Raw genomic sequence first — 13720 nt, 5'->3', positions numbered from 1 at the left:
TTAATTTTCCCCCTTGCTCGCTGTAATAATAAAGATTGGATTGAGTGGAACAAAACGTGTCATATCCAAAATCGGCTTACTACGTGCGATTTGCGCTTGGATAATATGTACGTGTAGACCCAATTCTTTAAAAATCTCAACGGCCTTCGCTAAATTTTCAATTGTTGTCGCATTTAAAACGATGCGCCCACCTTCATTTAAGCGTTCTGAACAAATCGTCAATAAATCACGAATATTTCCGCCTGTACCGCCTAAAAAGACCGCATCTGGATTCGGAAATTCGTCTAAACGCTCAGGTGCTTTCCCATGAATCGCCGTCACATCTACACGAAATTTCTTCTGATTTTCAAGACAGTTTGCTAAATCAGGCTCATTCTTCTCAATCGCATAGACTGCTCCTTCTTTTGCAATACGTCCTGCTTCAATCGCCATCGAACCTGTGCATGTGCCAATATCCCAAATAATCGAATCTGGCTTCACATTTAATTGTTGAATGGATAACACACGAATCTCTTTTTTCGTAATCAGCCCTTTATCTGGCTTGCGCTGTGAAAATTCCTCATCTTCAATACCAAGCGGCCATACATGCGGTGTTTCCTGTGCGATTAAAATGACCACATTCAGTGGCGAAAACGCTGCTTCTTTCATCTCTTCTAATGTGAAATGACGACAGCGTTCCTCCACACCTTCTAAATTTTCAGCGACAAAAGCACGATATTCATGGAAGCCAAAATCAAGTAAATACTGTGCAATGGCATTCGGTGAATTCACTTCATCTGTTAAAAGCGCCACTTTCTTTTCACCATTCATCTTTTGAGCAAGACCTTTTATTGAACGCCCATGCAAGCTAATCACTTTTGCATCTTGCCAGCTCGTTTGACAACGTGCAAATGCAAGTTGAACAGAACTCACATGCGGATAAATCTCTAATGGCATTTTGTTCGAAAGATATTGTCCAATTCCGTAAAAAAGAGGGTCGCCTGAAGCTAGTACGACAATGTTACCTGTAGCTGCTTGAATCTGTTCCACAACTTGTTTTAAACCGCCTTTAATGACGATTTTTTGTCCTTCATATGTATCGAAAAAGGCAAGAACACGCTCACCTGCGACTAATACATCACTTTGTTCAATCCATTCGGTTGTTTGTTGGTTTAAGGTAGCTTTTCCCCCATCACCAATCCCGATTAATTTAATCGATGCTGTCAATTTGTTCAGCCCTTCCTAATTGCTCGCCCTTCATTGAATAAATGTAGGTACTCACATTGATGTTTCCTTTCACATGTTGAATCGACGCATGGCAACACGCCATGCAAAGACGATCAAAAAAGGCTTGATAGCCATGTTCTAGCATAATCTCGCCTACTTGCGAAGCCGTATTCGCATGCCTCACTTCTTCTTGTAATGCGGGCGGTACACCACTCTCTGCTGCAAGGTCTGCTAAAAACTCAAAGTTAATTGGCGCGCTTTTCGAGTGAACCATCATGACCCCTTGTGCCACTTTTGAGAATTTCCCCATCATACCGACCAATGTCACTTGCGGAATGTCATGTATTTTACAGTGCTTCAATGCATGACCGACAAAATCACCCATCTCAATAAAACATTCTTCAGCTAAATCAGGAAAAAGCGCCATCGCATAGCGCTCACTCCGTCCACCTGTCGTTAAAATCAAATGTTTTTGTCCTGCTGCATGTGCAACACTAACAGCTTCAGCAATACTCGCCATATAAGCTGCACTTGAAAACGGTACAACGGTTCCTCTCGTTCCTAAGATGGAAATACCACCGACAATTCCCAAGCGACCATTCAATGTCTTTTTCGCCAACTCCTCACCAGCTGGAACCGAGATGACGACTTTCACACCTCGCTTCACGCCGAAATGTTCGAGTGTCTCTTTCACAACTTCCTCTAACATTTTACGCGGTACAGGATTAATCGCTGCTTCTCCAACAGGCACAGGAAGCCCTGGTTTTGTTACACGTCCCACACCGACACCACCATCTAAAACGATGGCATCACCTTCAATAAAAGATACAGTCGATTCAATCAGTGCTAAATGCGTCACATCAGGATCATCTCCTGCATCTTTAATCGTGCCACAACGAACAGCCTCTCCTTCTCGTACGGTATGCTCCATCGTAAATGTGGCATATTTTCCAACCGGTAAAAAAATCGTCACCGATTCTTGTTCTTCACCCGAAAGTAAAGCAATTAGAGCTGCTTTCGTTGTTGCAGTGGCACATGCGCCTGTCGTATAGCCATGGCGCATATCTTTCGGGTCTTTTTTCTTCTTCTTTTCCATTAGTCTTGGCGATCAGCTAAAATCGAGATCGCATTTAGTGCCGCAACGGTTACCGTACTACCGCCTTTACGACCTAAATTCGTAATGAAAGGCACTTCTGTCACTTTCGATAATTCCTCTTTTGATTCAGCTGCTGACACGAAACCAACCGGCATACCAATGATTAAATCGGGCTTTGCAATTCCTTCACGAATGAGACGAATCAGTTCTAGTAGTGCAGTTGGTGCGTTCCCAATCGCATAAATACCACCTTCATGTAAGCGCGCTGCTTTTTGCATCGAAATAATCGCACGCGTCGTATTATGTTCCTTCGCCATTTTCGATACATCTTCGTCTGCAATGTGACAATATAGGTCGCCACCATGTTTTTGGAATCGTTTACGACCTGAACCACTTTGAATCATCTGTACATCTGCAATCACAGGTCGTCCAGCACGAATCGATTCAATACCTGCACGAATCGCATCTGGATGAATAATGACACTTTTTCCTAATTCAAAATCGGCTGATGCATGCACGATACGACGAATAATTGACCACTCATCTTCTGAATAATCATGCGGACCATATTCTTCTAAAATCGTTTCAAAACTATATTCATAAATACGGTTCGGCTCTACTGTTAAAGGTGTGAAATCCGTATTAAAGTTGTCGGTATTAATAAATAATTCTTTTTCTTGTTGCTCATTTGTCATGATCAAATGCCTCCTATAAATTGCTCAATATCATCAAAGTTACGGAACATATTCGGATAATCCATTTTCGGACGTGCAATCAAAATCACTTCAATTCCAAGTGCTAAAGCTGTCGTGATTTTTTCATCAACCGAACCAACCTTCCCGCTCTCTTTCGTAATCATCAATGTCGTATCGTATTGTTTGTATAACGCCGTATTTAGCTCTGCTGTAAACGGTCCTTGCATCGCAATAATCTGCTTTTGCGGTAAACCAAGTGCTTCGCATTTTTCCATATTGTCAATGCGCGGTAACATGCGTGCGATTAATGTAATCTCTTCTTCACCAAGTAAATGCTTCGTGAAAATCTGTAGCGTCTTACTCCCTGTCAGCAACATCACATTCCCTTTACGCTTTTTCGCTTCAAGCGCTGCTTCTTCATATGTTTCAACAACTGTAATCAAGTCATTTTCATAATCTTCAGACATCCGTTCGTAGCGACAATACGGGACACCTGCTAACTGTGCCGCTTGTTGTGCGTTTTTTGATGCTTCTTCTGCATAGGGATGACTTGCATCGACAATGATTTGATCACCGCGTGCTGTCACTTTTTCAGCCATCTCTTCTGCTGTTAAGCGCCCGACATGTGTCGCAATTCCCTCTGCTTGTAAACTCGCAGCCGCTGAATCCGTCACTACTGTTGCTAAAACATCGTGATGGTTATTCAATCGAACAGCTAGCGCACGCGCATCACTCGTTCCTGCTAGAAAAAACATTATTGATGCACTTCCTTATGGTCGTGCGCATGGTCATGACTGTGGTTGTGGTCATGATCGTGATGATGGTGGTGATGCCCATGATCATGGTCGTGGTCGTGATGGTGATGATGGTCGACAAATTCAGATGCATTAATACGATATGTACACGTATCGCAGTTCATTTTCACATCGCCAGCTAATGCCTCTTCAATACGCTCAATTACTACTTTTTCAAGTAATGAATGGTAGCCAAAGTATTCGCATAATGTAATATCCATATCGTATTCCGTATCATAGCGCGCTTTCCAATCAGTCATGCGCTCCATTAAGATACCTGTAAATAAGAAGTACGGTAGCATATATACTTTTTTCGCACCTAATTTTTCACAACGCGCAATCCCCTCATCCACTGTTGGATAGGTCACACCCATAAATGCAGGCTCTACATTACGCACACCAATTTGCTCTGACAATAAGCGCGCGATTTTATAAACATCACTATTTGAATCTAAATCACTACCGCCGCGTGCTACTAATAAGACCGTCGTATCTTCATCTTGTTCGTCTTTTACAAAACCACTCTCTGCTAAACGGTACTCTAAAATATCAATTAAACTTGGGTGAATGCCTAATGGACGACCATATGTAATCGATACATGTGGATACAATTCTTTCGCTTCATCAATCGCCATTGGAATATGAATTTTTGAATGCCCTGCTTGTAAAAGCATAATTGGAATCGTAATAATTTTTTGTGCGCCGCGCTCGACACACGCCTTCATTCCCTGTGCAATATTTGGACTTTCAAATTCTAAAAAACATGTTTCCACTAATAATTGTTCTGGTAATTGCGCTTCAATACGCTTTGCAAATTGACGTACTTCTTCATTTCCTGCTGGTAGACGACTACCATGACCTACGATTAATACTGCTGTTTTCATCTTCAACACTCCTAATCCCCACAAGGTGCAGGGGCAATTTTGATTTTTGGTGTGAGATCTTGATAAATAAAGTTTCCAATCTTCTTCACACGTTTAAAATATTTGAATAAGCGCTCATTCGGATGCGCATTTGCTTTGTATTCTTGAATAATCGATTCTACAAGAGGTACTAACTGTTCTTTGTCTAGTCCCTCAACTACAGGTTGACCCGGGTGCGCTGTCCGTCCGACAGGTTTTGCGCCGATAAAGACATCGAATGCACCTTTTCGGTAAACAATTCCGATATCATCCATCACTGCTTTATAACAAGCCATTCCGCAGCCATTAAAACCAATATTTAATGTTTTCGGTAAGCTCATTCCACCAAATGCCTCTTGCAGTGCATCTGCATATGGAATCGCATCGGCTTTTTCACCGTCACAGAAATCACATGCCTTCATTTTCACAACATCGCCAACCGGTGCGATTATGAGACCGACTTCTCGCAAACGATCGGTAATACGTTCAGGTGATGTGGTTGGAATACGAAGAATAAATTCATGGTCTGGCGTATATTCCATCGAACCTTTTTCACCAACTACTTCAGCCAATACAAGCATTTGCTGTGGTGTAATCTTCTTATTCGCTACGCCTGGGCTGACCGCAAACTCGAAAATTGCCTCCATCTTCTGGTGAACATATTGTTTCGGTTCAACAACGGTTCCACCAAGATAGCCAAGCACTTCCTCTGCAAGTGCTAACGTATCTACTTCAAGCTTTTTCGGCTCCACTGTAGCAATTGCTTGTGGCTCGTATGACTTTCCTGTTTCCTGATCCATCGCCCATGGTTCTGCTTCTTTTTTCAAACGCTGATGTGGCTTTAACGGTTGTTTTTCTTCACCAAGTGTATATTTACGCTGATAACCACGCGGTGTAATCATCTTCCCGTCATACATGAATGTCGACGAATTCCCAATGACAACGGTCGTCAACATCCCAATATCGTGTTCCAACATATCCTGTAATGTCGTCATCTGAATTTGCTGCGTCTCACGATAAGCACTTTTCACTAGACCTACAGGCGTATCTGGATGACGATACATCAGTAAAATGCGCTGTGCTTCCGCAATTTGACGTGTACGACGACCACTTTTCGGGTTATAAAAAGCAATAACGAAGTCTGCCATCGCAGCTGCTTCAATTCGTTTTGCAATTAGATCCCATGGTGTTAAATGGTCACTCAAACTAATCGTACAAGCATCATGCATGACGGGTGCGCCTAGTAATGATGCACATGAATTAATAGCTGAAATTCCTGGCACAATCTCAATCGGTACACCTGTTTTCTCCGTCCAACCTTGTTCAATTAACACTTCGTACACAAGTCCTGCCATACCATACACACCTGCATCGCCACTTGAAATAACGGCAACAGACTTACCTGCCTCTGCTTGTTTTACTGCTTCTTGCGCACGCGACACTTCTTCTGTCATCCCTGTACTAATTACGGCTGTCGCTGTAATTAAATCTTGAATCAAATCGACATAGGTTTTATAACCGATGACAACGTCACATGATTTTAATACTTCTACTGCACGATTCGTAATATGCTGAAAGTCTCCAGGACCGAAGCCAACGACATACAATTTTCCTTGTTGTGTCATTAAACTTCCTCCTTCACTTTTGAAATCCCCTTAATCGCTGGTGTATCTTCATTACGAACGAACGCGCCATTTTCAAATGTAATACGCGGTACAACCGTTTTTTGCTCGCCTGCAAGTTGCGCTACAAAGCGTGTCGCTTCTTCTTCCGACGTAATGCTATACCAATCGCCCTTTGGATAATGCACAACGACACATGCATCTTTACAACGTCCATTACAACGTGTACGTGATGTATGAATTTGCTCATCCAAGTTACGCGCTGTAATTTCTGCGCGAATTTTTTGTGTAATTTCTTCTCCCTCTTTACGCATGCAGCTACTACCATTACAAATTAATACGTGTGATTGCACACCATTCAAATTCCAAGTTGTCATGTCTAACATCCCCCTCGTATGTATCCGAACGATCCGCTTTTGCGCAAACAAAAAACCTCTATTCTAGGCGAATAGAGGTTGAACATCCTAAAAATTGGCATAGCGAAATAAGCGTAGCCCAACTACTAGTTTGTCCAAATCTCTTCCCACCGAAAAGTTTGTCCGATTTTAGAAGCAGGTTTCCTGACTCAAGTGTATCCGAACGCAGTCCCTTCTCAGCAATTCGCCAATGGATCTGACTGTTTCGACACTTATACAGTAGCGGGGGCTGTAATGGCATCTCACCATTTTCCCTTTTAACCTAAAAAATAATAGGCACTCCTAAAATACAATCGTTATATGTAATTTCAAAATCTTGGTTATAATCATAACCATAATTTGTCTAACTTTCAAGACACTTTTCTGAAAATTCATTTTGATAGAATATTATTAAAGTTTATTTACCTTGAAAAAACACTGAAATCTCTGCATTTATCCAGTATTCTTACATAAAAAATTTTTGTTAAAAAAAATACGTATTGTCAAAATTTAGCGTTTTATGATAAGCTTTTTTAGAAATATCAAATAATTTTAACGATTCGATGGTGTAAGTTGCTTGTCGCACTTACTTAAAAGGGAAATCGGTGTAAATCCGATGCTGTCCCGCAACTGTGAAGCGGAGTGTATAAACGATATGCCACTGTTCAATGAACGGGAAGGTGTTGATACATGATGAGGCGAAGCCAGGAGACCTGCCACCGAAGATTGATTTCACCCTACGAGGATAGGCGTATGAAAGACAGCTTTCTTTGCTATGTCTTTTTTAACCTATTCTATATTGTAGAATAGGTTTTTTTGTGCACATTCTCAAAGAAAAAGGAGGACGTTTGAACGTGTTGAAGAAATTATTAAAGCTAGTTTATTTTTTACCCTTTCTCTTAATCGTACCAAATCGTGCGAATGCGATGCACATTATGGAAGGCTTTTTACCGATTGAGTGGGCGATTTTCTGGTGGGCCATCTCCCTACCGTTTATCATTATGGGGATTCGTTCGATTCGAAAAACTGTAAAAGAACATCCTGAAACGAAGATGATGCTTGGATTATCTGGGGCTTTCGCTTTCGTCTTATCCGCGTTAAAAATCCCATCGGTTACAGGTAGTTGTTCACATCCAACAGGTGTCGGCTTAGGTACTGTATTATTCGGACCACTGGCGATGAGTGTTGTCGGTTCAATTGTGTTACTATTCCAAGCATTACTACTTGCACATGGCGGTCTTACAACACTTGGTGCGAATGCTTTTTCGATGGCAGTCGCTGGTCCAATTATCGCATGGTATGTATTCAAAGGCGCTCAAAAAGCAGGTTGGTCATTCTCCGTTGCTGTCTTTTTAGCCGCAATGCTTGGTGATCTCGGTACATATACTATTACATCATTCCAATTAGCACTTGCCTTCCCATCTGAAGCGGGTGGCATGCTTGCTTCATTCGCAAAATTCGCAAGTATTTTCTCATTCACACAAATTCCACTTGCGATTAGTGAAGGTTTATTAACGGTCATTGTTATGAACTTCTTACGAAAATACAATGTGGCAGAGTTACGTATGTTAAATATTTTCACGAAGAAAAAGGAGGCAGCTGAATAATGAAAAAGAATCTATTCTTCCTTTTCATCGTCATCGCCCTTGCCATCTTCCCTTTATTTATTCAAAAGGGTGCTGAATTTGGCGGTGCGGATGGTGAAGCAGAGGCAGCCATTACCGAAATCGACAAAAGCTATGAACCATGGTTCTCGAGCATTTGGGAACCACCAAGTGGCGAAATCGAAAGTTTATTATTTGCACTACAAGCGGCAATTGGTGCAGGTTTTATCGGCTACTTCTTCGGTTTAATGCGTGGTCGTACGAAAAAAGAAAAGGTTTCGCATGATTCCAATTGATCAATATGCTTATACGAATCGTTTAAGCAACGTACATCCTTTAGAGAAGATGGTATTGGCACTGAGTTTTTTGCTATTCGCTGTCATCACAAAGGATGTACTTATTTCACTCATTACGTTTTTCGTAATGAGTACTTTTATTTTATTTGCCGCTAAAATACCATTATCACTCTATTGTAAATTACTTCTTTTGCCGGGTTTCTTTTTGCTAACAAGTATTTTTTCGATTCTTATTTCATTTACAACGGCCACACTTCCCCCTCACTATTGGAGTATGTCATTTGGAAGTGTTCAACTTTTTATCGGAAAAGCGAGTGTCGATACAGCGTTTCACCTTTTTTTCTCGGTGCTCGCAAGTATTAGTTGTCTTTATTTTATTGCACTGACAACGCCGATTAGTGCTATCACATATGCGATGCGTCAATTAAAAATACCGATTATTTTTATTGAACTATGTGAACTCACATATCGCTTTATTTTTGTCTTTTTACAAAGTATGCAGGCCATTTATGAAGCCCAGCAATCCCGTCTTGGCTATCAAAAAAAGCGCCGCTGGTTTCAATCTGTCGGTTATTTAGTGACGGCCATGTTTAAAGATGTTTTTCGACGTTCAAAACAACTTCATGAGGCGATGGCTTCTCGTTGCTACAACGAAGATATTTCAAGCCATTATGTAACGTACCAAACCGAACGCAGAAACTGGCTTGGTATTGGCGTTAGTTTATGCCTACTCGGCGCAGTTTATCTAGGAGGTTTTTATTTATGATTACATTTGACCATGTATCGTACCAATATCCTGACGGTACAATCGCATTACACGACCTATCATTCACGTTACCGCAAGGAAAAAAAATTGCACTACTTGGCAATAATGGTGCGGGAAAATCGACACTATTTAAACATCTGAATGGCTTATTTCAACCAACGACAGGTACGATTTTCATGGAAGATACGCCGTATCAATACAACCGAAAAGGACTTCAAGCATTACGTGGACAAGTTGGTATCGTCTTCCAAGATCCAGACGCACAGCTCTTCTCTGGAACGGTTGAACAAGACATCGCATTTGGCCCAACCAACCTCGGCTGGTCTTCTGACAAAATACATGCACAGGTTGAACACGTAATTACGCAACTTGAACTCGAATCATTACGAAAAAAGCCCATTCACTTTTTAAGTTTGGGACAGAAAAAACGCGTGGCGATTGCAGGTGTTCTCGCAATGGAACCACATATTTTAATTTTAGATGAACCATCTGCTGGACTCGACCGCTACTATGCCAATCAAATTATGAAACATTTGAATGACTTTCATACGGAAGAACGGACGATTATTTTATCGACGCACGACGTAGACTTCGCATATGAATGGGCTGACCTCGTACTCGTTATGCAAGACGGACAGATGACGTATATGGGGGATCCTGTCGCCCTCTTTGAAGAACAGGCGATTTTACAAGCTGCACACTTAGAACGCCCGTTACTCTTTGAAGTAGCGAAAGAACTAGGCATTCAGAACCTCGCCGACTACCCGCGTAGTCGTGTACAATTATGGGAGAAGATGAAACGACAAACCATGCTCGTGTAGGAGGTACAGAGAATGCAGATCCAAACATATGTCTATGATGAAGAAAATCAACCACAACTGCTTCATCAGGCGCATCATGTCCGTTTACAGGGTGGCTTTTCAAATGCTGAAGGCTTTCTCACCATTCAAACAGCTACCAAACACCTCTCAACCGAACATGCACCCGATGAATTACATACACTCTGGCAATATATCGTAGATGGTTTTGCTGAATGTATAGAACGCGGCACAGCAGAAAGATATTTTCCAAATACACCGGTTATGATCAAGATGGAACAACAACGTGCACGTATGATTCGCTGCACGATCGACGAACAAACAGTGGAAGCAGAAATGAATGTATGGATGGAGGCGTTATATGAAGCAGGTATCGCTTGGTGCGACTGGCTAAATACACACACGCACAGCGCCATCGCAAGCAATCTCCATACACAACTCGAACAACTCAAAAAAACCACTATATGACGAGATGTAGTGGAGGTGAAAAACTTTATATGAGTATTTAATAAACAAGCCGGTAAATCGTATTGATTTACCGGCTTGTTTTGGTGAAGCGGAAAGAATTACGTTAGCATGAATGAATGATATATTTCAATCCACTTACTCGTAAAGAATGAGACACCAACCGCTTGCATAACGACCTGTTTTACGAGGTATTTCAATCCACTCACTCATATAGAGTGAGACGAGCGAAGAAGAATTCTACAATCATTGTTTAGAAATTTCAATCCACTCACTCATATAGAGTGAGACGATTTTAGTGGCAGTTAAAAAAGTTTATACAAAAGCTATTTCAATCCACTCACTCATATAGAGTGAGACCAAATAAAATAGGTAGTAAATGCAATTAAAATATTTCAATCCACTCACTCATATAGAGTGAGACATCATTAATTCCATTGCATCAAATGGCGTAAAAGATTTCAATCCACTCACTCATATAGAGTGAGACTTGCAAAAAACTTCTGTGATTCATAATTCCCTTATTTCAATCCACTCACTCATATAGAGTGAGACCTTAATGTAATTTTCTTTGTGGATACCACCGTCATTTCAATCCACTCACTCATATAGAGTGAGACGTTGCGGCGATGATTTCCGTTTTATATGGCTCGGATTTCAATCCACTCACTCATATAGAGTGAGACTTCCCTGTGTGTTGAGGTACAGAGTATTTTTTGAATTTCAATCCACTCACTCATATAGAGTGAGACGAACAATTGGACGATTTAACAAACTATCTAAAAATTTCAATCCACTCACTCATATAGAGTGAGACCGAGATCGCATTGATAACATTCGCTAAACCGATTTTATTTCAATCCACTCACTCATATAGAGTGAGACTCATCTACAATAGGGAGTTTGATATTTTCTTCTGATTTCAATCCACTCACTCATATAGAGTGAGACGCATTTTCGTTCTTTAAATAGCTCAATACTGCTATAATTTCAATCCACTCACTCATATAGAGTGAGACCTGTCAACCGGCTTATATAAATCATCAATGAACAATTTCAATCCACTCACTCATATAGAGTGAGACGGTAGTGGTTGATTTAAACCCGTAACACCAGCAGTAATTTCAATCCACTCACTCATATAGAGTGAGACGATTTCTTCTTTTGTAGCTGGTCGACCATCGACCATTTCAATCCACTCACTCATATAGAGTGAGACGGTGTATTAGAGCGATTAATCCCTATTCAAGTAAATTTCAATCCACTCACTCATATAGAGTGAGACGATTAATATTGAAGGTATTGGATTACGTGTATGTATTTCAATCCACTCACTCATATAGAGTGAGACAATGTTACGTCAACAATTAGATCAATCAAATGTTATTTCAATCCACTCACTCATATAGAGTGAGACAAGATGCATCAATATGACAAATAAAATCGATGCAATTTCAATCCACTCACTCATATAGAGTGAGACGTCACTACGGATTAGTCATAATAAGCTTGACGATATTTCAATCCACTCACTCATATAGAGTGAGACTACGCGATTTCCAACAAAAAATCATATAAACTTTTATTTCAATCCACTCACTCATATAGAGTGAGACGATATCCTGAGTAAAAGATTTGAATTTGTTGTTTGATTTCAATCCACTCACTCATATAGAGTGAGACATATCACGTTATAACGTGATAGTCAACAATAAAAGCATTTCAATCCACTCACTCATATAGAGTGAGACAACAATACCAACTGCATATAGAAGGTTCTTGAAATTTCAATCCACTCACTCATATAGAGTGAGACTTAAGGCAATATGTACGCGAAGGTAACTTTTATGGATTTCAATCCACTCACTCATATAGAGTGAGACTCTTCCGATTATTTATGAATTAGATAAAAGGGAAATTTCAATCCACTCACTCATATAGAGTGAGACGTGTTGTTGCAATACGCACACGCTGTAATGACATAATTTCAATCCACTCACTCATATAGAGTGAGACTTTTAACTGCTGAACAGGCTTATAATGTCGGACATTTCAATCCACTCACTCATATAGAGTGAGACGTGGATTACATCATGATGGAATGTAACTACTGCATTTCAATCCACTCACTCATATAGAGTGAGACTTCAGAGCAGGACAAAGAGTTGCGTGTGGAAGTTATTTCAATCCACTCACTCATATAGAGTGAGACATTCAATCCGCCACTCATCATCTGACGCGTTTGTATTTCAATCCACTCACTCATATAGAGTGAGACGCGAAGTTCTCCTGTATCCATCAGCGGATTGTCTATTTCAATCCACTCACTCATATAGAGTGAGACCAAATACAAATACAAAGACGTCCTCGGTGTTGGTATTTCAATCCACTCACTCATATAGAGTGAGACTGGAAGATTGGGCGAATCATAAACGTCCACTCAAAATTTCAATCCACTCACTCATATAGAGTGAGACGTACCCATTGGATTACCAAAATCTAAACCTCTATGATTTCAATCCACTCACTCATATAGAGTGAGACGCAAACAGAGGATGCTTTAAAAGATTCTAAAATGATTTCAATCCACTCACTCATATAGAGTGAGACATTGTCATTTTTCTTCTTCTTTTTCATAACTAAATTTCAATCCACTCACTCATATAGAGTGAGACAGGTGTTAATGGTGTCACTTTCTATAATAATATTAATTTCAATCCACTCACTCATATAGAGTGAGACAGGCAAATTTGCTGGTTACAACTACAACGTGTATATTTCAATCCACTCACTCATATAGAGTGAGACGGAATGGAACAGATTAATGCTAGCGGTTCACGAAATTTCAATCCACTCACTCATATAGAGTGAGACCGACACGATGGCAGAAACGCTCAATTGTAAAAAAATTTCAATCCACTCACTCATATAGAGTGAGACAACGAGCGCTGTTCGCTTTTCCTTCAACAGTTTCAATTTCAATCCACTCACTCATATAGAGTGAGACTGCATCCGATTTAACAAAGTCTTGACCATGATAATTTCAATCCACTCACTCATA

12 protein-coding genes, 1 CRISPR repeat array and 2 riboswitches (1 of these 15 running past the window's edge) are annotated in these 13720 nt (G+C 40.5%); of the genes, 5 read left to right on the top strand and 7 right to left on the bottom strand.

Translation table 11 applies throughout. The annotated features are described in order from the left end of the window. The 7 genes from cbiE to QN089_RS05835 are packed head-to-tail and all read right to left on the bottom strand — an operon-like array spanning window position 1 to window position 6692. Window positions 1-1206, bottom strand: a complete 1206-nt coding sequence (gene cbiE / locus QN089_RS05865; RefSeq protein ID WP_285216235.1) for a precorrin-6y C5,15-methyltransferase (decarboxylating) subunit CbiE — start codon at window positions 1204-1206, stop codon at window positions 1-3. After that, window positions 1190-2302, bottom strand: coding sequence for a cobalt-precorrin-5B (C(1))-methyltransferase (locus tag QN089_RS05860; protein WP_121176835.1), 1113 nt, complete (start codon window positions 2300-2302; stop codon window positions 1190-1192). The genes cbiE and QN089_RS05860 overlap by 17 nt, the downstream gene beginning before the upstream one ends. After that, window positions 2302-2997 (bottom strand): precorrin-8X methylmutase, encoded by a 696-nt coding sequence (locus QN089_RS05855; RefSeq protein ID WP_068453937.1) that lies wholly within the window; start codon window positions 2995-2997, stop codon window positions 2302-2304. Before QN089_RS05855 ends, QN089_RS05860 begins: the two co-directional genes overlap by 1 nt. A gap of 2 nt (window positions 2998-2999) precedes the next feature. Further along, on the bottom strand, window positions 3000-3755 hold the full coding sequence (cobK, locus tag QN089_RS05850) for a precorrin-6A reductase (protein ID WP_285216417.1): 756 nt from the start codon (window positions 3753-3755) through the stop codon (window positions 3000-3002). Further along, window positions 3752-4675: a sirohydrochlorin chelatase gene (locus tag QN089_RS05845; RefSeq protein ID WP_285216234.1), complete on the bottom strand. Its 924-nt coding sequence runs from the start codon at window positions 4673-4675 to the stop codon at window positions 3752-3754. Before QN089_RS05845 ends, cobK begins: the two co-directional genes overlap by 4 nt. An 11-nt stretch (window positions 4676-4686) precedes the next feature. After that, window positions 4687-6318 (bottom strand): precorrin-3B C(17)-methyltransferase, encoded by a 1632-nt coding sequence (cobJ, locus tag QN089_RS05840; RefSeq protein WP_285216233.1) that lies wholly within the window; start codon window positions 6316-6318, stop codon window positions 4687-4689. Continuing rightward, a complete protein-coding gene (locus tag QN089_RS05835; protein ID WP_068453943.1) occupies window positions 6318-6692 on the bottom strand; it encodes a (2Fe-2S) ferredoxin domain-containing protein in 375 nt (124 codons plus the stop codon). The genes cobJ and QN089_RS05835 overlap by 1 nt, the downstream gene beginning before the upstream one ends. Before the next feature lie 156 nt (window positions 6693-6848). Then, a riboswitch (cobalamin riboswitch) is annotated at window positions 6849-7030 on the bottom strand. Window positions 7031-7257: 227 nt separating this feature from the next. Then, window positions 7258-7445: riboswitch (cobalamin riboswitch) on the top strand. A 191-nt stretch (window positions 7446-7636) separates the two neighbouring features. On the opposite strand from QN089_RS05835, the gene QN089_RS05830 reads away from it, so the two are divergent. From QN089_RS05830 to QN089_RS05810, 5 genes are read left to right on the top strand one after another with little or no spacing between them, the layout of a single operon-like run. After that, window positions 7637-8317 (top strand): energy-coupling factor ABC transporter permease, encoded by a 681-nt coding sequence (locus QN089_RS05830; RefSeq protein ID WP_087682538.1) that lies wholly within the window; start codon window positions 7637-7639, stop codon window positions 8315-8317. After that, window positions 8317-8610 (top strand): energy-coupling factor ABC transporter substrate-binding protein, encoded by a 294-nt coding sequence (locus QN089_RS05825; RefSeq protein ID WP_068453946.1) that lies wholly within the window; start codon window positions 8317-8319, stop codon window positions 8608-8610. The genes QN089_RS05830 and QN089_RS05825 overlap by 1 nt, the downstream gene beginning before the upstream one ends. Beyond that, the gene (gene cbiQ, locus QN089_RS05820; protein ID WP_285216232.1) at window positions 8597-9376 is read left to right on the top strand and encodes a cobalt ECF transporter T component CbiQ; all 780 of its coding nucleotides are present in this window, start codon (window positions 8597-8599) and stop codon (window positions 9374-9376) included. Before QN089_RS05825 ends, cbiQ begins: the two co-directional genes overlap by 14 nt. Next, window positions 9373-10197: an energy-coupling factor ABC transporter ATP-binding protein gene (locus QN089_RS05815; RefSeq protein WP_285216231.1), complete on the top strand. Its 825-nt coding sequence runs from the start codon at window positions 9373-9375 to the stop codon at window positions 10195-10197. The genes cbiQ and QN089_RS05815 overlap by 4 nt, the downstream gene beginning before the upstream one ends. Before the next feature lie 12 nt (window positions 10198-10209). Then, window positions 10210-10662 carry a hypothetical protein gene (locus QN089_RS05810; protein WP_285216230.1) on the top strand — a complete coding sequence of 151 codons (453 nt, stop codon included), beginning with the start codon at window positions 10210-10212 and terminating at the stop codon, window positions 10660-10662. Window positions 10663-10785: 123 nt separating this feature from the next. Then, window positions 10786-13720: direct repeats of the CRISPR family, unit length 32 nt; unit sequence ATTTCAATCCACTCACTCATATAGAGTGAGAC; it runs 2643 nt beyond the window's last position.

The organism is Kurthia sp. YJT4 (assembly GCF_030219945.1).
GTDB lineage: Bacteria > Bacillota > Bacilli > Bacillales_A > Planococcaceae > Kurthia > Kurthia gibsonii.
Note: the sequence above shows the minus strand (reverse complement) of the source record. Positions and strands in the feature narration are given on the sequence as shown.